The sequence below is a fragment of the Bacillus sp. CGMCC 1.16607 genome, from assembly GCF_042683745.1.
GTDB lineage: Bacteria > Bacillota > Bacilli > Bacillales > Cytobacillaceae > Pseudoneobacillus.
This window is the reverse complement of record NZ_JBHUJX010000025.1, coordinates 462,353-481,498: the sequence shown is the minus strand read 5'-3', so window position 1 is coordinate 481,498 and position 19,146 is coordinate 462,353. Positions and strand designations below refer to the sequence as shown.

23 protein-coding genes are annotated in these 19,146 nt (G+C 35.1%); 17 read left to right on the top strand and 6 right to left on the bottom strand.

The features are described from left to right. Window positions 1-312 precede the first annotated feature (312 nt). Both mraY and ACFSO7_RS18880 read right to left on the bottom strand, forming a co-directional pair. On the bottom strand, window positions 313-1,269 hold the full coding sequence (gene mraY / locus ACFSO7_RS18885; RefSeq protein WP_377878919.1) for a phospho-N-acetylmuramoyl-pentapeptide-transferase: 957 nt from the start codon (window positions 1,267-1,269) through the stop codon (window positions 313-315). Window positions 1,270-1,712: 443 nt separating this feature from the next. Continuing rightward, entirely contained in the window at window positions 1,713-2,225 is a 513-nt protein-coding gene (locus ACFSO7_RS18880; protein WP_377878918.1) for a CBO0543 family protein, read from the bottom strand. 353 nt (window positions 2,226-2,578) lie between these two features. Here ACFSO7_RS18880 and ACFSO7_RS18875 point away from each other — a divergent pair, with 353 nt between their 5' ends. Beyond that, entirely contained in the window at window positions 2,579-3,466 is an 888-nt protein-coding gene (locus ACFSO7_RS18875) for a patatin-like phospholipase family protein (RefSeq protein WP_377878917.1), read from the top strand. 18 nt (window positions 3,467-3,484) lie between these two features. On the opposite strand, the gene ACFSO7_RS18870 is transcribed toward ACFSO7_RS18875, so the two are convergent. Continuing rightward, window positions 3,485-3,859, bottom strand: coding sequence for an SA1362 family protein (locus tag ACFSO7_RS18870; protein WP_377878916.1), 375 nt, complete (start codon window positions 3,857-3,859; stop codon window positions 3,485-3,487). A 46-nt stretch (window positions 3,860-3,905) separates the two neighbouring features. Continuing rightward, entirely contained in the window at window positions 3,906-4,850 is a 945-nt protein-coding gene (locus tag ACFSO7_RS18865) for a DUF1385 domain-containing protein (RefSeq protein ID WP_377878915.1), read from the bottom strand. Between the two features lie 200 nt (window positions 4,851-5,050). Here ACFSO7_RS18865 and ACFSO7_RS18860 point away from each other — a divergent pair, with 200 nt between their 5' ends. The 3 genes from ACFSO7_RS18860 (at window position 5,051) to efp (ending at window position 7,334) form a co-directional block, all read left to right on the top strand. Continuing rightward, window positions 5,051-5,572: a YqhR family membrane protein gene (locus ACFSO7_RS18860; protein WP_377878914.1), complete on the top strand. Its 522-nt coding sequence runs from the start codon at window positions 5,051-5,053 to the stop codon at window positions 5,570-5,572. Window positions 5,573-5,683: 111 nt separating this feature from the next. Further along, on the top strand, window positions 5,684-6,745 hold the full coding sequence (locus tag ACFSO7_RS18855; RefSeq protein WP_377879483.1) for a M24 family metallopeptidase: 1,062 nt from the start codon (window positions 5,684-5,686) through the stop codon (window positions 6,743-6,745). A 31-nt stretch (window positions 6,746-6,776) separates the two neighbouring features. Then, window positions 6,777-7,334 (top strand): elongation factor P, encoded by a 558-nt coding sequence (gene efp, locus ACFSO7_RS18850; protein WP_377879482.1) that lies wholly within the window; start codon window positions 6,777-6,779, stop codon window positions 7,332-7,334. A gap of 46 nt (window positions 7,335-7,380) precedes the next feature. Here the strand turns inward: efp and ACFSO7_RS18845 are convergent, their stop codons facing one another. Then, window positions 7,381-8,058: an SIMPL domain-containing protein gene (locus ACFSO7_RS18845; RefSeq protein ID WP_377878913.1), complete on the bottom strand. Its 678-nt coding sequence runs from the start codon at window positions 8,056-8,058 to the stop codon at window positions 7,381-7,383. 192 nt (window positions 8,059-8,250) lie between these two features. Here ACFSO7_RS18845 and spoIIIAA point away from each other — a divergent pair, with 192 nt between their 5' ends. Genes spoIIIAA through ACFSO7_RS18805 form a run of 8 tightly spaced genes read left to right on the top strand, consistent with a single transcriptional unit; the run spans window position 8,251 to window position 13,411 of the window. Continuing rightward, window positions 8,251-9,174 (top strand): stage III sporulation protein AA, encoded by a 924-nt coding sequence (spoIIIAA, locus tag ACFSO7_RS18840; protein ID WP_377878912.1) that lies wholly within the window; start codon window positions 8,251-8,253, stop codon window positions 9,172-9,174. Window positions 9,175-9,177: 3 nt separating this feature from the next. Beyond that, window positions 9,178-9,693: a stage III sporulation protein SpoIIIAB gene (gene spoIIIAB / locus ACFSO7_RS18835; RefSeq protein WP_377878911.1), complete on the top strand. Its 516-nt coding sequence runs from the start codon at window positions 9,178-9,180 to the stop codon at window positions 9,691-9,693. A gap of 18 nt (window positions 9,694-9,711) precedes the next feature. Further along, on the top strand, window positions 9,712-9,918 hold the full coding sequence (gene spoIIIAC, locus ACFSO7_RS18830) for a stage III sporulation protein AC (protein WP_221846559.1): 207 nt from the start codon (window positions 9,712-9,714) through the stop codon (window positions 9,916-9,918). A gap of 15 nt (window positions 9,919-9,933) precedes the next feature. Then, window positions 9,934-10,323 (top strand): stage III sporulation protein AD, encoded by a 390-nt coding sequence (gene spoIIIAD, locus ACFSO7_RS18825; RefSeq protein WP_377879481.1) that lies wholly within the window; start codon window positions 9,934-9,936, stop codon window positions 10,321-10,323. Between the two features lie 36 nt (window positions 10,324-10,359). Beyond that, window positions 10,360-11,559 carry a stage III sporulation protein AE gene (spoIIIAE, locus tag ACFSO7_RS18820; protein ID WP_377878910.1) on the top strand — a complete coding sequence of 400 codons (1,200 nt, stop codon included), beginning with the start codon at window positions 10,360-10,362 and terminating at the stop codon, window positions 11,557-11,559. Between the two features lie 10 nt (window positions 11,560-11,569). Further along, complete coding sequence (spoIIIAF, locus tag ACFSO7_RS18815) at window positions 11,570-12,205, top strand: stage III sporulation protein AF (RefSeq protein WP_377878909.1); 636 nt, start codon at window positions 11,570-11,572, stop codon at window positions 12,203-12,205. Continuing rightward, window positions 12,195-12,851: a stage III sporulation protein AG gene (gene spoIIIAG, locus ACFSO7_RS18810; RefSeq protein ID WP_377878907.1), complete on the top strand. Its 657-nt coding sequence runs from the start codon at window positions 12,195-12,197 to the stop codon at window positions 12,849-12,851. Before spoIIIAF ends, spoIIIAG begins: the two co-directional genes overlap by 11 nt. A gap of 14 nt (window positions 12,852-12,865) precedes the next feature. Beyond that, window positions 12,866-13,411: a SpoIIIAH-like family protein gene (locus tag ACFSO7_RS18805; protein WP_377878906.1), complete on the top strand. Its 546-nt coding sequence runs from the start codon at window positions 12,866-12,868 to the stop codon at window positions 13,409-13,411. Window positions 13,412-13,439: 28 nt separating this feature from the next. Here ACFSO7_RS18805 and ACFSO7_RS18800 read toward each other — a convergent pair whose 3' ends face one another. Further along, window positions 13,440-14,225 (bottom strand): methyl-accepting chemotaxis protein, encoded by a 786-nt coding sequence (locus tag ACFSO7_RS18800; RefSeq protein ID WP_377879480.1) that lies wholly within the window; start codon window positions 14,223-14,225, stop codon window positions 13,440-13,442. Window positions 14,226-15,324: 1,099 nt separating this feature from the next. Here ACFSO7_RS18800 and accB point away from each other — a divergent pair. From accB to folD, 5 genes are all read left to right on the top strand, one after another. Beyond that, complete coding sequence (gene accB, locus ACFSO7_RS18795) at window positions 15,325-15,825, top strand: acetyl-CoA carboxylase biotin carboxyl carrier protein (protein ID WP_377878905.1); 501 nt, start codon at window positions 15,325-15,327, stop codon at window positions 15,823-15,825. 15 nt (window positions 15,826-15,840) lie between these two features. Next, window positions 15,841-17,193, top strand: a complete 1,353-nt coding sequence (gene accC / locus ACFSO7_RS18790; protein WP_377878904.1) for an acetyl-CoA carboxylase biotin carboxylase subunit — start codon at window positions 15,841-15,843, stop codon at window positions 17,191-17,193. A gap of 21 nt (window positions 17,194-17,214) precedes the next feature. Then, the gene (locus tag ACFSO7_RS18785; protein WP_377878903.1) at window positions 17,215-17,622 is read left to right on the top strand and encodes an Asp23/Gls24 family envelope stress response protein; all 408 of its coding nucleotides are present in this window, start codon (window positions 17,215-17,217) and stop codon (window positions 17,620-17,622) included. Window positions 17,623-17,795: 173 nt separating this feature from the next. Further along, window positions 17,796-18,188 carry a transcription antitermination factor NusB gene (gene nusB, locus ACFSO7_RS18780; RefSeq protein ID WP_377878902.1) on the top strand — a complete coding sequence of 131 codons (393 nt, stop codon included), beginning with the start codon at window positions 17,796-17,798 and terminating at the stop codon, window positions 18,186-18,188. A 54-nt stretch (window positions 18,189-18,242) separates the two neighbouring features. After that, window positions 18,243-19,115 carry a bifunctional methylenetetrahydrofolate dehydrogenase/methenyltetrahydrofolate cyclohydrolase FolD gene (gene folD / locus ACFSO7_RS18775; RefSeq protein ID WP_377878901.1) on the top strand — a complete coding sequence of 291 codons (873 nt, stop codon included), beginning with the start codon at window positions 18,243-18,245 and terminating at the stop codon, window positions 19,113-19,115. Window positions 19,116-19,146 lie beyond the last annotated feature (31 nt).

Sequence of the window (19,146 nt, the reverse complement as noted above, 5' to 3'; positions counted from 1 at the left end):
TAGATTGATAATGGATAATAAAGTCTGACAAAAAATAACCTCTTTGGTATTATAGCCGAAAAGAGGTTATTTTTTATATTTCTGAAAAATCCCAATATTATGTAAAAATTTAGTAACCATACAAGTGAACCTTTTTATAATATTAAAAAGGAGTTCAATGACAAATGGAGATCATATCCGTTTATATAATTATGGGGTTATTGATTAGTACATTAATTTGTGCAGTGGCAGATTTTCGACCTTGGTATTTTTTTTGTGCGTTATGCATTTCCTGGTTACCTCTAATATTAATTGTAATGATTATAACTTTATTTATAGATGTAGAAGAAATCTCCAATAAGCTAAACAGATAAAGGCACAAAACCAAGAAATAAATCCAAAAACTGTGACAATTGTAGTTTCGGACCACCCATATTTTAAGCCAAAGTGATAATGAATAGGTGTCATTCTGAAAATACGCTTATGAGTAAGTTTAAATGACGAAACTTGTAAAATAACCGAAAGTTGTTCAGCAAAATATATTAAGAACAAAATGGGAATTAAAATTTCAACTTTCTCAATTACAGCAAGAAATGAAAGTGATCCCCCTATTGCCAATGATCCCGTATCCCCCATAAAAGCTTTGGCTGGATAGATATTATAAATGAGAAAGCCGAGTAAACATCCTATCATAATTAAACAAAAAATTTCCACCTCTGATCTGTCTGAAACCATAAAGAAGAAAAAGTATGTAGGGATTGCAACAACTCCTAAAAGACCGTCTAAACCATCCGTGAAATTAATGGCATTTGCAGAACCTACGACAAATAAGGTGATGACAATGACATATAAAACCAAAGGAAGATCCAAGGAAATATTTTTATAGATATTAATGCTGGTGTCTACGCCCAGTACGTTTATCACATAAAAAAGCAAAGTACCTGTAAAAATAAATTGAAAAATAAGTTTGGTCTTACCCGATACTCCTCCTGGATCTTGACGGGAAGCTTTCCAAAAATCATCCAAAAACCCAACAAAACTAAAAAGAATGTAGGTAATAGTCAAGAAATACATTAATGGAGTAGGTGAAAAAAGAATTGATACAATAATTCCTACAAACAGAATAATTCCAAACATTAACGGAGTGCCTTTTTTTAACTGATGATCTGAAGGAAGTTCTTTTCTTATAGGTTGAATGAGCCTAAGTTTTCTCAAAACAGTAATTAATAGTGGAGATAAAATTAAAACAACAACAAAAGAAATTAATGCTGGGATTATTTGATATATCACTTTTCATTTCCCCCCTTTTCTTTTTACTATCTATAAAAGTTCTCGTATAAGTTCTACAAAACTCATTCATTTCCTCTATTTATTCAGGAAAAGGGCGCTTTTGTAGAGGATTGGATCATAGAAATGGTCAACCTTATTTTATAAAATTGCGCAATAGTTCATAAATAATGAGCTCGTTTTGATCAATCTTTCTTTCAAAATGGGTTCTTTTAATTTAACGTAAAATGTGGATTTTCGGGGTATTTTTGATCATACTTTATTTTAAAGATAAGTAAAGAATCAGATTAATTGCTAAACGGTACCCGTAAAACAAGTAAAAAACCAAACTTCACTAACCGAGAAATTTGGCTTTCTAATTCATTAGTTAATTCTAAGGTGACAATTGTATTTTTTGTTCTTTTCTTTTGTGCTTAACGAGTAATAGAAGTAGGTTTAATGTTTCCTTACTTCATTTTATCCAGAGTTACCTCAAAAATAATACACAACAAAATGGAGAATGGAACTGATAGGATTAGGGCAACTAATGGCCTTGTGTAATGGATACGAATAACATAAAACATCACGACCACAAAGAAAAATGACCATCCGAGATTCCAATCATGGTGATAAGTGATTGCACCAATTTTGATTGAAATATATTCTAAAATTATAAAGGCTGCGATAAAGAAAGATACATACAGCATCTTTCGAAATAAACTAGAATGGTATGGATAATGAGATAGAAACACCCATGTTGATAGCGGCATACCGATTAATATTAATAAAAGCATTGGGATGATCGAGTACTTCAGTCCGTTCGGTTCCATTTGCCACAATTGATACTTGTAACAGAGGATTTCGTAAATAGCATTCCCAAGCGCAGCAAATAACATTGAAGGGTAATATTTTTTCCAATCTCGGTCACCGAATTTTATGGCAACCAATATCCACAATATAGAAAGAATAATTGCTACCATTTCAACACCTACCTCTTTATAGACTTCCAATCTTGGAAAAAATTAACCGTGTATTTTTGCAATACATACTCGATAAGGAATCGATCTGTAACAAAGATACAGGATCTCTATCTGTATGGCTATCGTGTATCATCATAGCAAAATGTCGCAGCGTATATTAAAATATACTTCTCTTTCCTTACTTCTTTGCCACTAACTATAGCTGGACCGATCAGACATATTAATACAATTCTTCTCAAGCGAAACAATTTCTCATTCAGTTTTTTAAAAAAATACTGCATGTCCTCCGTACTATTTTCCACCCGTACTGCTTAAAGATGTATCAATGAGCATCCGAGGGGAGTGAAACTCAGGTGGAAATAGACGGGGTTTTTTCTGGTGGAGGGGTGAAAGGGCTTGCGTTAATTGGTGCAGTATGTGCGATTGAAAAGAAAGGATTTACTTTTAAGCGAGTGGCTGGGACTAGTGCAGGTTCCATTATTGCAGCGTTAATTGCGGCAGGTTATAAAAGCAAAGAAATGTTTGCCATGATGGATGAATTAAATTTAACGAGTTTTTTAGATGCTAGAAGGACGTTGATTCCTTCTGCCATTGCCAAATGGTTTCTATTGTATTGGCGTTTAGGACTTTATAAGGGAAATGAATTAGAGGCTTGGATTGAAAGTAAACTGGCGGTAAGGGGGATCCGAACTTTCTCAGATATACCACCTAATACGCTACGAGTAATTGCTTCTGATTTAACGAATGGTCGCCTTGTTGTCCTACCAGATGATTTACCTAAATATGGAGTTCCAATCCAATCATTTTCCATTGCGAAAGCCATTCGTATGAGCTGCAGTTTACCATATTTTTTTGAACCTGTTAAATTAAGAACATTAGAAGGAAATAATATCATTGTGGATGGCGGAGTGTTAAGTAATTTTCCAATGTGGTTATTTGACAAAGAAAATGTTAAAAAAGAAAGACCTGTACTGGGCATTAAACTTAGTCATGGAGAGCAAAATCAACAACCAAAGAATAAAATAAATAATGCAATTCAAATGTTTGAAGCATTATTTGAAACGATGAAAGATGCCCATGATGCAAGATATATTTCGAGAAAGCATGAGAAAAATATCATTTTCATTCCAACAGAGGGTATTTTAACAACAGAATTTCAACTTACCGATGAGCGAAAGCAAACCCTTTTTGATCTTGGTGAAAAACAGGCCAACCAATTTTTTAATAGATGGAGTTATTAAACATAAATAGAGCCTCCCTCAAAAGGAAGCTCTATTTTTCTTTTTATTCTTTTTTCCCTCGATAACAGTCAGATGGGCTGAGGATTTTTTTCGTATCGGGGTCAATTTTGTCAAAGTATGGGTTTTTGTACCTTCATCAGTTTTTTTTCGATGCACTTTACGTTTTGTTTTTCTTGCTGCTCTTAGAAAAGCTTTTTGTTCCTTTTTTGCAGGACTAGGTTTATAAAATCGTTTAAAAACAAAATATATGGTTAAACCGATCAAAATCATGACAGCTATTCTTTGTAAAAAAGCGGCTGGATTTTGGACAAGGCTACTAACGACACCGATTAGAGCAAGTAGGATCATACTAATAGCGAAAATGGATGAAGTCCGATTTTTCAAGAAAGCCACCTCCCTAAGAGCATCATAATCATTTTTTTCTATTTTTAAACAACTATTACACGATTTCTTCCATGTTTTGTTGATTCTCGGTTTCTTCTTCGATTCTTAATAATTCTTTAAAGGATAGGATAGCCACTTCCACTTGATCATCTGAAGGCTCCTTTGTTGTTAAAAGCTGAAGCCAAAGACCAGGAAGACCTAAATATTTTAATACAGGAACATCTTTTAATTTGTTTGTAAATTGTAAGACTTCAAAAGATATTCCAAGTACAACAGGAATTAATGCTAAACGGTCAACTACACGCAACCAGAGCGGGTCAGTTGGTACTAACATATAGACAAAAACTCCAACGATTACGGTAAATAAAATAAAACTACTCCCGCATCGATAGTGAAGGCGAGTTTGAGCCTGGACATTTTGCACAGTTAATTCTTTGTTATTTTCAAAAGCATTAATTACTTTATGCTCCGCTCCATGGTATTGGAACACTCTTTTTACAATAGGTGTAAGGGAGACTGTATAAATATAAATTAACAAAAGCATTAGCTTGAAAAAGCCTTCGATTAAAATTTGTGAAAGATCACTAGAGAAAACAGGACGGGTAAAGTTTGCTAAGAAGACAGGGACCAATGTAAAAATAAATTTTCCGAATAAGAAAGAAATAACCCCAATTGCAGCGACACCTAAAACCATTTGTACCTTCGAAACTTCTTGTTCTTGGATGACATGGTCTTCATTTGGGTCTACATCAAAACGCTCTGTTGAAAAATTTAAGTGTTTTGAGCCATTGGCACTTGCTTCAATTATCGCGACGATTCCTCTAAGAAAGGGAACCTTTTTTAAAGCAGAAAACAAAGGATTTGATTTCCTTGGAAGATGAAAATAATCAATGGATTGATCTTTACGGCGAATCGCGGTAACTGTATGGTGTTTACCACCAAACATAACCCCTTCTACTACAGCTTGACCGCCATAAACAGGTTTTTGTTGATTTGACATATTGTATGAACACCAACCTACTTTATTTTATTGACAAGACAGATTTTCCATTCCTGTTTTGTATATAGCTATATTCTACTAAAAGTTTTCGAAAACCTCTAGGAAAGACAGAAGAAATTATAAAAAGGTTCAATTATTTAATAAATAATTTGACGTTTCTTACAGATAATAAGGAAGGAAATGTGTATGGAGGTGGTTTAATGGGTAACAAAGACCAGAAACATGAACAAGAACAACGTGAAAAAACGATGTCATTAATGGGTCTTACAATTGTAACTGGATTATTTGGAGGTATTTTTTGGAGTTCAATTGCCTATTTAGCTTATGTTTTTCATTTTACCGATATCCGCCCAAATGTTATTTTGGAACCTTGGACGATTGGTGATTGGAAAGGTAGCTGGTTAGGAACGGTCATTTCGATCATTTTAATTGGTATATTTTCAATTGGTGCTTCTTTAATCTATTATTTTACTTTAAGAAAACTCACACGATTGTTCGTAGGAATTGCCTACGGTATCGTTTTATTTTTATTAGTGTTTTTTGTTTTGAATCCGATATTTCCTGGAATTTCCCCATTTAGTGAATTGGATAAAAATACGATTGTAACATCCATCTGTATTTACATTCTTTTCGGCGCTTTTGTTGGATACTCTATCTCGTATGAAGAAAGTGAAATAAGAAAAATGAAAGAAGCAAAACAAAAAGAAATTCAAACCACTTAGTGGTCAGTAGTCCTTAAGAAATAATTTATGATAGAATGTCTAATGTGGGCATTCTTTTTTCACTTGATGAGGAATCCCTAGTCTAAAAATTAGGAGAGGGGATAAAAAATGATGGAGAAATTAGTGAAGTTAAGATCCAGTTTTGAAAAATTAGGCATTGATGGAATGCTTATTGGAAGTACATATAATCGTCGCTACATGACAAATTTTACAGGTTCTGCTGGTGTTGTATTAATTAGTGGAGAAAAGGCATTATTTATTACTGATTTTCGCTATGTTGAGCAAGCAACTAAGCAATGTGAAGGATATGAAATCGTCCAGCATATGGGAACTATAGTTGAGGAGGTTGCAACTCAAGCTAAGAAGCTAGGAATTAAAAAGCTTGGTTTCGAACAAGATCAACTAACATTTGCAGCACACCAATCCTACGTAAAAGCGGTTGAAGCAGAATTGGTTCCAGTTTCAGGTATCATTGAAAACTTACGCTTGATTAAGACTCCACAAGAGATTAAGATATTAAAGGAAGCAGCAGACATTGCTGATGCTGCATTTAAACATATTCTAGACTTCATCGCACCTGGAAAAACAGAGCTAGAGGTTTCGAATGAATTAGAGTTCTTTATGAGAAATGCTGGTGCAACTTCTTCTTCGTTTAATATCATTGTAGCTTCAGGATATCGTTCTGCTCTCCCACATGGTGTAGCAACTGATAAATTAATTGAAACAGGCGATTTCGTTACTTTAGATTTCGGTGCCTACTATAAAGGTTACATTTCAGATATTACCCGTACGGTTGCAGTAGGAGAGCCTAGTGCAAAATTAAAGGAAATTTATGATATCGTATTAGAAGCTCAGTTAAGAGCAATGGCTGGTATTAAGCCTGGAATGTCAGGTATTCAAGCTGATGCTTTAACTCGAGATTATATATCTGAAAAGGGATACGGAGAATACTTTGGTCATTCAACTGGCCATGGAATTGGTCTAGAAGTACACGAAGGTCCTTCTTTATCTTCAAAATCAGATATCATTCTTGAACCTGGTATGATTGTAACAGTTGAGCCTGGTATATATATTCCGGGACTTGGTGGTGTCCGAATTGAAGACGATACGATGATCACTGAAACCCTTAATGAAACATTAACTCATTCAACGAAAGAACTCATTATTTTATAATGACTATCTAGGAGGAAATTTTAGTATGAGCATGACTTCTGTAAATGATTTTCGAACAGGTTTAACTATTGAAGTGGATAACGGCATTTGGCGCGTTATTGATTTCCAACACGTAAAGCCAGGTAAAGGGGCAGCATTTGTCCGTTCTAAGCTTCGTAACCTTCGTACGGGAGCAATCCAAGAAAAAACTTTTCGTGCAGGCGAAAAAGTAGCAAAAGCGCAAATTGATAATCGTAAAATGCAATATCTATATGCAAGTGGCGATCAACACGTCTTTATGGACCAAGAATCATATGAACAAATTGAATTGCCAGCAACAAGCATAGAATATGAATTGAAATTTTTGAAAGAAAATATGGATGTTCACATTATGCTTTACCATGGTGAATCACTTGGTATTGAGCTACCAAATACGGTGGAATTAGAAGTTATTGAAACTGAACCTGGAATCAAAGGGGATACAGCTTCAGGTGGTACGAAACCAGCTACTCTTCAAACAGGATTAATCGTTCAAGTTCCTTTCTTTATTAATGTTGGGGATGTATTAATAATTAATACTGTCGAATCAAGCTATGTTTCACGTGCTTAATATGTAGACAAAGAAAAGCTGACCAGCACGGTCAGCTTTTCTTTGTCTAATTAAAATATTGATACGTTACAACTAAGGATGAAGTAAATTGAAGTATACCTGGTTGAAATTGCTCTGTGGAGGCAGCTTTTACATAGGTTTGCTGTGGATGAATTGGGCTGGTTTCTTTCCCTCTCTCTTCAATTCGTAAAGGGATCGAATTCCAGTTGACTTTTAAATCCGATACAATTGTCTCTGCTTTTTCATGAGCATTCTTTAATGCTTTTCTTAATGCCTGTAAGTAGTATTGCTCTGGATTAGATACTTGAAATTGCACATTTGAAACATAATTTGCACCTGCCTTGATAATAGCGTTGATGATCTTACCGAGTTCATCTATCTGATCGATGGTCATTTTTAATAGGTTTTGAACCCTGTATCCTCTAAATATTTGTTTCCCATTCTCGTAATCATATTCAGTGTTCACTTGATAGTCATACGTTTGGATATTTTTTTTAGGAATGTTGAACGAATTTAATACTGTCATCATATTGGTAACGATACTAGAATTCCTTTCTTGTACCTCAGTTAAATCTTTTCCTTCCGTAATCACGCCTATTGTAGCAGTAGCTTGATTAGGAACAGCTGTCACCACGCCTTCTCCATTTACCCTAATAATGTTCTTATTTTCTACTTTCCCCATCTGCTGTCGATAAAAGGTTGACACTGGATAGTTGTAATACACGTTCTTTTCCTCCTCTCTCTACCTTATATATGTATTTCCTTTACTTATCAAACATACTATGACTAATAAAAAGTCGAAAACTCTTAAAAGGAAAACGACTAAATGATAATTTGTCCAAATTGAAAGTCATAATGTGTCCAAGCAGGCATACATTTTAAATAATGAGAGACTTGCTCTAAGAGGAGGAACCATATGGATACTGTCCTATCTTTTTTGCCGAAAACCATTATTGAACAATTACATCTTATCCCTCCTTTACAGAAACTAGAAATTGAGGAAATTCGGATTAGGATTAAGCGACCAATTGAATTGACGCTAGGTGGAAAGTCGATTTTTTTACCATATACAGTTAAACCAGAAGATGGCCTCCATCTCTTAAATAAAATTAGTCATCACTCTATTTATGCCCTCGAGGAGGAGCTAAGAAGGGGATATATCACAATTGATGGTGGTCATCGGGTTGGGCTTGCAGGAAAAGTGATTTTAGAGGCAGGGAAAGTAAAAGCCATTAGAGATATTTCGTCCTTTAATATTCGAATTGCAAAGGAGAAGATTGGGATTGCTGACGCGCTTGTCCCCCTTCTTTATGATCAACAATGGCAAAATACTATCATCATCGGTCCCCCACAAACAGGGAAAACGACTCTGCTAAGAGATATTGCAAGAATTGCATCCACAGGAATTCCAGTTCAATCGATTTCAGCCAAAAAGGTTGGGATCGTCGATGAAAGATCAGAAATTGCAGGCTGTGTGAATGGGATCCCACAGTTAACATTCGGACCGAGAATAGATGTTTTAGATGCCTGCCCAAAGGCAGAAGGAATGATGATGATGATCCGATCCATGAGCCCTGAAGTTTTAATTGTAGATGAAATCGGTAGAATGGAAGATTCAGAAGCTATATTAGAGGCAGTTAATGCAGGAATTAAATTAATGATGACCACACATGGGGATTCATTGGAAGAGATACAGAACCGCCCCAGCTTGCAAATGATATTAAATCAGGGAATCTTTCAAAGATTTATTGAATTAAGCAGGCAAAAAGGTCCAGGAACAATAACAAAAATAAAGGACAGCTTTGGTAAAGAAATTAAAAGTAAAGTGAGGGTGACTTAAAAAATGATGAAAGTAATTGGTGCCATATTCATTATTGTCGCCACCACTTGGACAGGTTTCGAAGCATCTAGGCACTTAAGTGAACGCCCAAGACAATTAAGGCTATTAAAATCAGCTTTACAGTCGCTTGAAGCAGAAATTATGTATGGACATACTCCTTTACATGAAGCTGCGAGAAGGCTCTCTTCCCAATTATCTAACCCTGTATCATGGTTCTTTGAATCGTTCGCTAAGAAACTGACTGACTCCGATACAACTGTAAAAGATGCATGGGAAGAAAGCTTAAAGGAGATTTGGAAGTTAACAGCTTTTAAGCAATCCGAATTCGAAATCATGAAACAATTTGGTGAAACATTAGGCCGACATGATCGGATATCACAGCAAAAACATATTATGTTGACCCTCTCGCATCTCGAAAGAGAGGAAATGGAAGCAAGAGATAGACAAGTGAAATATGAAAAAATGGTTAAAAGTCTTGGATTTCTTTCAGGGTTATTACTTGTCATCTTACTGATGTAATTTTTAGGAGGAGAAATAATGGGTTTAGAGGTAGATATCATCTTCAAAATTGCTGGGGTGGGAATTGTAGTAGCCTTCTTACACACCATTTTGGATCAGGTTGGAAAGAAGGAATATGCACAATGGGTCACTCTTTTTGGCTTTATATATATTTTATTTATGGTTGCCTCCATCGTCGATGATTTATTTCAGAAAATTAAATCCGTCTTTTTATTCCAAAGTTAAAGGAGGATTCCTACCATTGAAATTTTGCAGATTGTCGGAATTGCTCTAGTCTCTACCTTTTTAGCTTTAATTGTAAAAGAACAAAAGCCAAATTTTGCTTTTTTATTAATTGTGTTTGTCGGATGTGCAATTTTTCTATTCTTAGTCGACCAAATCTATGAAATCATTCAAATGCTTCAAAAAATCGCTTCAAATGCACATGTAAATTTAATATACGTTGAAACGATTTTAAAGATTATTGGAATTGCATATATTGCTGAATTTGCTGCGCAAATTACAAAAGATGCTGGTCAAGGAGCGATTGCTTCGAAAATTGAACTTGGTGGAAAAATTCTTATCCTAGCAATGGCTATTCCTATATTAACAGTCATGATTGAAACGATCATTCAACTCATTCCAAATTAATATGTACTAGGATTTACACAAATCGAGGTGGAAAAAATGAAGCAGCGATCGAAGTTCCTATTATCTATCATAGTCCTATTATCCTTTATTTTCACTCCAGTTGTACAAGCTTCACCTCAGACTAATGAAGAAGAAAAGCCTTTAACCCCACAGCAGCTTGTTGAATCTCAGCTAGATACGTTAAATATGGATGAATTAAAACAATATTGGGAAAATATTTTGCAGCAATATGGTGGTTTTTTACCTGAAAGTCAAAAAGGGAGTTTATATGATTTTATTAAAGGTGAAAAGCAATTTTCATTTAAACAATGGTTTACAGGCATGTTCAAATTTGCTTTTCAAGAATTTATTATGAATGGAAAGTTATTAGGCTCATTAATCCTTTTGACGATTTTCAGTATGTTTCTACAGACCTTACAAAATTCCTTTGAAAAAAGCACGATTAGTAAAGTTGCCTATTCCATTGTCTTCATGGTTTTAATGATTATTGCTTTAAATAGCTTTCATGTTGCCATTGAATATTCAAAGGAAGCTATTAATACGATGATCTCATTTATATTAGCTCTAATCCCTCTACTTTTGGCATTAGTAGCTGCCTCTGGCGGACTTATATCTGCAGCATTCTTCCACCCAGTGATCTTATTTCTCATGAATATGAGTGGAGTATTTATTCAATATATCGTGTTACCGATGCTATTTTTATCGGCATTATTAAGTATCGTAAGTACGTTAACAGAGCATTACAAGGTCAGCCAATTGGCGAATTTATTACGAAATTGGAGTATAGGATTACTTGGTCTGTTTTTAACAGTGTTTCTAGGAGTCATTTCTGTACAAGGTGCTTCTACTGCGATTACAGATGGAGTAACGATAAGAACGGCCAAATTTATTACAGGTAATTTTATCCCAGTAATTGGTAGGGTGTTTACTGATGCAACGGATACGGTTATCAATGCTTCAGTTTTGTTGAAGAATACAGTTGGAATTGCAGGCGTGGCCATTTTAATATTAATCGTCGCATTCCCAGCTATTAAAATATTAATGATTGCCTTTATATATAAATTTGCTGCGGCGATCCTTCAGCCGTTAGGTGGAGGACCAGTAATTGCTTGTCTTGACATTATTAGTAAAAGCGTTATTTACGTTTTTGCCGCTTTAGCCATCGTTTCACTTATGTTTTTTCTTAGTATTACTGTCATTATTGCCGCTGGAAATTTAACTATGATGGTAAGGTAGGTGGAAATCATTGCAATTTTTAACTGAATGGGTTACGAATATTATTTTATTTATTCTACTTGCCACAGTCATTGACATGCTATTGCCAAATTCAAGTTTTCAAAAATACACTAAAATTGTAACTGGACTTTTGCTGATCGCTATCATCTTAACACCCGTATTGAAATTAATATCAAAAGATTTTGAATCAGCTCTTGCATCAATCCCTATTTTTGAGGACTCTAAAGAAAAAAATATGGAAAATTTAATAGAATTTAAGAAAAAAGAAATACAAGCTACATCAGATGCATATATTTTAAAACAAATGGCTGTCCAACTAAAACAGGACACAGCGGAGGAGTTGATGGAACAATACGGTTTAGAAATCGCAAACATTGATTTCTTAGTTGATGAAGCAAAAAACAATCAGGCTTTCCCAGATAACCTCCAAAAAGTCATCGTCCAGTTGAAGCAGTCAGAGAAAGAAACGCAGGTTGTAGAAGTGGTACAGAGAGTGGAGATTAATACAGTAACTCCTCCTCCATCTAAACGATTAACAGCCCAATCACAAGAAATTACTACGCTCCTATCTGAAAAATGGAATGTAACAGAAAGCGCGATTGAAGTTTTGATTGAAGGGGAGGTGACAGGCAAAAATGGATCTTAAAGGGCCATTTTCTCGGTTGAGAAATCTTCTGCCTACAAAAGAAAAGCAAGGAAAAAAAAATGTGAAAATGCAGTATTTATTGCTCGTTGGACTTTTTGGAGCAGTGATCATGCTAGCGAATAATATTCTTTTTTCTGATAAATCTTCATTGGATCAATCGATTTCAACTTTTCAGAATCAAGCAAATTCCGAAAAAGACGTTGAAGTGTTCGGTCCGAAATCGAGTGGTGGAGGAAAAACAAGCATCTCAGATTATGAACGAGCTTATGAAGCTCAGCTTAAGGATGCATTAGAGCAAATGTTAGGTGTCGATAAGGTCACCGTCATAGTCAATGTTGATGCAACAGATAAAAAAGTATTAGAAAAAAATGTTACTACTCAGTCTCAGACAACAAATGAAACCGACCGCGAAGGTGGTAAAAGAAAAGTCGAAGATGCCTCCATAAATGAACAATTAGTCATTGTTCGAGAGGGAGAAAAAGAAGGGCCTATTCTATTAGAAACAAAGAAGCCTAAGATTCGTGGTGTGTTAGTCGTTGCACAAGGCGCTGAAAATATCCAAGTGAAGAAATGGATTATTGAGGCGGTAACAAGAGTACTTGATGTGGGCAGTCATCGCGTTGCGGTCATGCCTAAAAAAAACTAAGGGGGATTCATTAAATGTTATTAAAAAAACAAACAGTATGGTTATTAACAATGTTAAGTTTAGTAGTAGTATTATCCGTTTACTATATAACATCACCTGAGCAAAAAATTTCGGATTTGGCTTCCGTAGAAAAGAAACAAGAAAAAGGGAATGAAAAAGATGTAGTTAGTTCAGGTAAAGAACTTAACATCACTTCTGGTATCGCAAGCGATGAAGTATTTGAATCACTTCGCATGGATCAAGAGGATGCACGTAGTCAAAGAAAAGAAGAATTAGAGACCATCATTGCAAGCACTGAACTTCCTAAAGACCAAATTAATGATGCAGTTGTTGAAATGAAAGAAATAAATGAAGTGGCAGATAAAGAAAGAATGCTAGAAACGTTAATTAAAACTTTAGGGTATGATGATGCGTTAGTACGAGCTGATGGAGAAGACATCCGCATTACTGTAAAAGCAAAAGAGAAATCACAAAAAGCGGCAAATGATATTTTACGCCTAGTAAGAGACGAAATTGGCTCAATGGAATTCGTTGTAGTTGATTTCCAAATCGAGAAATAAAATAAAGGAAAGCCAACTTGGCTTTCCTTTATTTTTGTAATTCTAATAAACTCTCAATCGAATCATGTGCGGATGTAATGGCTTGAAAAAGTTTTTCATGCTCAGATGTTTGGAGTCCAACCGAAATGGATAACTCCTGTAAAGTTGCACTTGCTTGCTCGATGATAGAACTAAATTCATTAACCGAAACTTCCATTGTTTTGGATGAATGACTAAACTCCTTTGTTAAAGACTCGTATTTAGAAATATCACTTCGCAATTTTACAAAGGACTCGCTAATTTTAGAAAATGATTCTTGAGTTTCAATGGCTAGTTGTAAATTTTCTGTAGTCTTTCTACTTGTGTTGCTTATTTGTTCCATTGTCTCTTCTGTACCAATAAAAACACTTTTTAGATTATCTGAAATTTGCGAAGCTGTTTTACTAGAATTGTCTGCTAGTTTTCGTACTTCTTCTGCGACAACTGCGAATCCCTTACCACTTTCTCCAGCACGGGCAGCTTCAATAGAGGCATTTAATGCTAATAAATTTGTTTGATTTGCTATTTCTTGAATAGCTGTAACAAAGCTTGATGTATCTTGTATCAGTTTAGAAAGATTCGTCATTTGTTCATTAGCTTGAATCATATCTTGATAAGAAAATTGAATCTCGTCTTTTAATCTCGAAACAAGAGAAAAACCAGAAGATGCTACTTCATCTGTTTGAATGGCATCGCTATGGAGTTTTTCGACTAGAGTCGCAGTTTGCGAAATGGTATAACCTGAATACTCTAATGATTTTGTTAAATCAACAATCGTATTAGATTGGACTTGCATCCCTATCGCCATTTCTGATATTGAACGGTCCATCTCATTTGAAGCACGATAGTTTTCCTGACTTTTACTTTTTACAAGTTCAATCATACTTGAAATGCTTTTTGTGTGTTCGGAAATCGCCATTTGCACTTGACGATCTCTTGTTAAAAGCTGTTCGGTTTCTTTTTGTGCTTTTTCAATATGTTCGGACAGTTTCTTTGAAATGGATAGCTGAAAGGTTAATAGTATAGTCACTAAAATAAATAACAAGTAAATCGTTACATAGTTTTTTAATTCAAAAGGCAGAGATTCGTGGTGGAGATAGGAAAATGCTGTAATTCCAACTAACCCTAAAAATGATGCTAGCCATAATATGAGTCGATCCATATAAATGGCGGCTATAGCAAGTACAAAATAAATTAAGAAATAAGCTGTTGGTGAAACGCTGTTTTCCATAATAATAAAAATGACAGAAGTAACGATAATTATAGATATATAAGGAATGATTTTTATCAATTTTCGTGAATAATGAAGGGAAGCGACGATTGCTACACCAATACCACCTGCAATAATAATGGATAAGATTACAGCCAAATCTTTTTTCATAGCGATATCTACAACGGTGGCTAATATTACACTGACAAAGGCTGCTTTAATAACAAGCGAATTCTTCCTCATTAAGTCATCTTTCTTAATTTGTTCGATATTATTCATGTACATTTCCCTTTCCTTAAGTCACAATATATATTATTTCGATATTTTTCAGCAAAATCCTTCAACAAAATGTCATCTAATTTTACAAAAGCTAGGAATGAAAATAATAATGAGTGAAAAATAATTGGAGGAATGGATTCCATTATTGAACTTATATAAGTTTTTATCGTATAGTATTAGTATCTAGTCATAAAGTGAAACTTCCAACAGTAGGGTGACTTATTCCCTACTGTTGGTTAGTTGAACATATCGGGCATTTACGGGCAGTTTATCCCACTAGTTATTTACTCGATTCCTTATATTCTCTAGAAGAGGATTTACTGCCCGTTAATCTGCGATAATTTTTTTATGGTTATATAATTTTTTGCACAAATAAATATAAATTTTGGCAAGGAGAGTGTTTCGTTTGTTAAAAGTACAAGAAATACGTGAACTAATTAAATTAGTGGACCAGTCGAACATCGATGAATTTGTTTATGAATCGGAAGGTTCTAAAATTAAAATGAAAAAAAATACAGCGAATACCGTTACAGTTACCCAAGCACAACCACAACCTGTATCGATTGCAGCGGTTCAACCGCAAAAGGTTATTGAACCAGTTGCAGTTCAAGAAGTACAGTCCATTTCACAAGAACCTGCAAAAGAAGTGGTGCAGGACACGTCAAATTTACATAAAATCACATCTCCAATGGTGGGAACATTTTATCAATCCCCATCACCAGATGCAGATGCCTATGTGAAAGTAGGAACTAAAGTTTCTAAAGATTCAGTTGTTTGTATCGTAGAGGCAATGAAATTATTTAATGAAATAGAAGCAGAAATTAACGGCGAAATTGTTGAAATTCTTGTAAAAGATGGACAATTAGTTGAATACGGACAACCATTATTTTTAGTAAAGCCTGAATAAGGAGCGATTTGGAGGATGATAAAAAAACTATTAATTGCAAATAGAGGAGAAATTGCGGTACGTGTAATTAGAGCTTGTCGTGAAATGGGAATTGAGTCTGTCGCAGTTTTCTCGGAAGCAGATAGAGAATCACTACATGTTCAATTGGCCGATGAAGCCTATTGTATTGGGCCAACCTCATCAAAAGATAGCTATTTAAATGTTACAAACATCATCAGTGTGGCTAAATTGACAGGCTGTGATGCTATCCATCCAGGCTATGGATTTTTAGCTGAAAATGCTGATTTTGCAGAGTTATGCCGAGAAGTGAATATTACATTTGTTGGCCCTAGTCCTGAAGCAATTACAAAAATGGGAACGAAGGATATTGCTCGTGAAACGATGGCTGAAGCGGGTGTTCCGATTGTACCAGGTTCAAAAGGGATTATAAAGAATAATGAGGAAGCAATTGAACTCTCGAACCAAATGGGTTACCCAGTAATCATTAAGGCTACAGCAGGTGGCGGTGGTAAAGGAATTCGTGTTGCTAAAAATGAACAAGAATTAATTAAAGGAATAGCCATTACCCAACAAGAAGCTGCAACGGCGTTTGGAAATCCAGGAGTATATATTGAAAAATATATTGAAGATTTCCGTCACGTAGAAATTCAAGTACTTGCTGATTCCTATGGCAACACGATTCATTTAGGTGAACGGGATTGCTCAATCCAAAGAAGACTTCAAAAACTATTGGAAGAGACTCCGTCGCCAGCCCTTGATGGGGAAATTCGTGAAGAAATGGGAAATGCAGCGGTAAAAGCGGCGAAAGCAGTTGATTATACAGGCGCTGGCACGGTAGAATTTATATATGATTATCGCAATCGTAAATTCTATTTCATGGAAATGAATACTCGAATTCAAGTAGAGCATCCAGTAACGGAAATGGTGACAGGAGTAGACTTAATTAAAGAACAAATTAAGATTGCTTCTGGGGAAAAGCTCCCTTTAACACAGTCTGAAGTTACTTTTACAGGATGGGCAATTGAATGTAGGATAAATGCTGAAAATCCAGAGAAAAATTTTATGCCATCTCCTGGAAAAATCAAAATGTATTTACCTCCTGGCGGATTAGGAGTAAGAATTGACTCTGCAGCGTATCCTGGATATTCCATCCCGCCTTACTATGATTCCATGATTGCTAAGGTAATAACTTATGGTAATAGTCGAGAGGAAGCTATTTCTAGAATGAAGCGTGCGTTAAGTGAGTTTGTTGTCGAAGGTATTCATACAACGATTCCATTTCACCTTAGATTATTAGAACATGAGCAATTCGTAGAAGGTCAGTTTAACACGAAATTTCTAGAAATGTACGATGTGATGAAATCCTAGTATACATGGGAGGTATTTAATATGGGCGAAAACAATATTTTAGAAATGAACAAAGACAATGCTGGACTTGGAAAAGTTGAAATTGCTCCTGAAGTGATCGAAGTGATCGCAGGAATTGCTGCATCTGAGGTTGAAGGTATTGCTCAGATGCGTGGGAACTTTGCTTCTGGTGTCGTTGAAAGATTAGGAAAGAAGATTCACGGTAAGGGTGTTAAAGTAGAACTTTCAGAAGAAGGCATTAAAGTGGATGTTTATTGTGTGATGAAATTTGGTATTTCCATTCCTACTGTAGCAGGAAAAGTTCAGGACAATATTCGTCAAGCTTTATTAAATATGACAGCACTAGACGTGGAAGAAGTTAATATCCATGTCGTAGGGATTCAATTTGAAAACCCAAAAAATGAATTAGTTGTCGAACAAGAGTTATAAAAGAAGAACCAAAGGCCCTGTCTTTGGTTCTTTATTTTTTAAAAAATTTCGAATATTTCCTTTGTGCTTGATTGAACTAGTTTTTAGTTAGGAAGTTTGTCATAATAAAGAAAAGCGTTTAGTAAATAGATGAAATTAGTTCTATGAAAGTTAGATAAAGGGGTTATCATTAAATGAAACGTAGAACAGCAAGAGAAAAAGCATTACAAGCTTTATTCCAAATAGATGTAAGTGATATTGATCCAAGTGAAGCAATTGAACATGTTTTGGAAGAGGAATCATCTGACTCCTATTTAGAGAAATTAGTTTTTGGTGTCATTGAACATCAATCGGAGATAGATGAAAGCATTAAAGCTCAATTAGAAAAATGGTCGTTAGAAAGATTGGCAAATGTAGATCGGAGTTTACTTAGAATGGCAATATTCGAGATGAAGTACTGTTCCGATGAGGTCCCAGTTAACGTCATTCTCGATGAAGCGATAGAAATTGCGAAAATGTATGGAGATGACCAATCAAGTCGTTTTATTAACGGGGTTTTGGCTAACATAAAACAACATATGTCTTAATTCTTCAAACCACTTTGAATTGGTTCTCTCCAAAAAATGGAGGAGAATGAAAAGATGGCTGCTAAGATTATTGATGGAAAACTAATTGCACAAAAAAAGCACGAAGAAATTTCATTGGAAGTTGAAAGGCTTAAAAGCAAAAACATCGTTCCAGGGCTTGCCGTACTTTTAGTAGGGAATAATCCTGCATCAAGAACATATGTGAAAAGTAAGGAAAAGACTTGTAAAAATCTCGGGATGAAGTCTGTATTAATAGAATATCCAGCAACCGTAACTGAGGATGAGGTTTTAGCAAAGATTATGGAATTGAATGAGGATCGTACCATTCATGGTATCCTTATACAATTACCTTTACCTGATCATATTAATGAAAAAAAGGTCATTGAAACCATCTTACCTGAAAAAGATGTAGATGGCTTCCACCCCATTAATATCGGTAGAATGATGACTGGACAGGATTCCTTTTTACCGTGCACTCCATACGGTGTAATGGTTATGTTAGAGGAAATGAATATTTCAATAGAAGGTAAGCATGTTGTTGTTGTTGGCAGAAGTAATATTGTTGGTAAGCCTTCAGGTCAACTATTTTTAAATGAAAATGCGACGGTTACCTATTGCCATTCAAAAACAAAAGATTTGAAAGCAATCACAAAGCAAGCTGATATATTAGTTGCTGCTGTAGGTAAGATGAATTTCATAACAGCTGATCATGTTAAAGAAGGAGCAGTTGTCATTGATGTTGGTATTAATCGCAATCTAGAAGGTAAGCTCTGCGGTGATGTTGACTTTGAAGAAGTGAAGGAAAAAGCCAGCTTCATTACTCCGGTTCCGGGTGGAGTTGGACCTATGACGATCACAATGTTAATGTACAATACATTAAAATCAGCAAAAAATACGCAACAAACGCTTCAAAATTCAATTAAATAATCCTTCAAGTCCTTGTCCATTACATTATTCA

Excerpts from the sequence above, each read along its gene's own strand:
- ACFSO7_RS18880 (WP_377878918.1), bottom strand. The coding sequence starts at position 2,225 with ATGGTAGCAATTATTCTTTCTATATTGTGGATATTGGTTGCCATAAAA.
- ACFSO7_RS18865 (WP_377878915.1), bottom strand. The coding sequence starts at position 4,850 with ATGTCAAATCAACAAAAACCTGTTTATGGCGGTCAAGCTGTAGTAGAA.
- ACFSO7_RS18860 (WP_377878914.1), top strand. The coding sequence starts at position 5,051 with ATGGGTAACAAAGACCAGAAACATGAACAAGAACAACGTGAAAAAACG.
- ACFSO7_RS18855 (WP_377879483.1), top strand. The coding sequence starts at position 5,684 with ATGGAGAAATTAGTGAAGTTAAGATCCAGTTTTGAAAAATTAGGCATT.
- efp (WP_377879482.1), top strand. The coding sequence starts at position 6,777 with ATGACTTCTGTAAATGATTTTCGAACAGGTTTAACTATTGAAGTGGAT.
- spoIIIAA (WP_377878912.1), top strand. The coding sequence starts at position 8,251 with ATGGATACTGTCCTATCTTTTTTGCCGAAAACCATTATTGAACAATTA.
- spoIIIAB (WP_377878911.1), top strand. The coding sequence starts at position 9,178 with ATGATGAAAGTAATTGGTGCCATATTCATTATTGTCGCCACCACTTGG.
- spoIIIAC (WP_221846559.1), top strand. The coding sequence starts at position 9,712 with ATGGGTTTAGAGGTAGATATCATCTTCAAAATTGCTGGGGTGGGAATT.
- spoIIIAE (WP_377878910.1), top strand. The coding sequence starts at position 10,360 with ATGAAGCAGCGATCGAAGTTCCTATTATCTATCATAGTCCTATTATCC.
- spoIIIAG (WP_377878907.1), top strand. The coding sequence starts at position 12,195 with ATGGATCTTAAAGGGCCATTTTCTCGGTTGAGAAATCTTCTGCCTACA.
- ACFSO7_RS18805 (WP_377878906.1), top strand. The coding sequence starts at position 12,866 with ATGTTATTAAAAAAACAAACAGTATGGTTATTAACAATGTTAAGTTTA.
- ACFSO7_RS18800 (WP_377879480.1), bottom strand. The coding sequence starts at position 14,225 with ATGCAAGTCCAATCTAATACGATTGTTGATTTAACAAAATCATTAGAG.
- accC (WP_377878904.1), top strand. The coding sequence starts at position 15,841 with ATGATAAAAAAACTATTAATTGCAAATAGAGGAGAAATTGCGGTACGT.
- ACFSO7_RS18785 (WP_377878903.1), top strand. The coding sequence starts at position 17,215 with ATGGGCGAAAACAATATTTTAGAAATGAACAAAGACAATGCTGGACTT.
- nusB (WP_377878902.1), top strand. The coding sequence starts at position 17,796 with ATGAAACGTAGAACAGCAAGAGAAAAAGCATTACAAGCTTTATTCCAA.
- folD (WP_377878901.1), top strand. The coding sequence starts at position 18,243 with ATGGCTGCTAAGATTATTGATGGAAAACTAATTGCACAAAAAAAGCAC.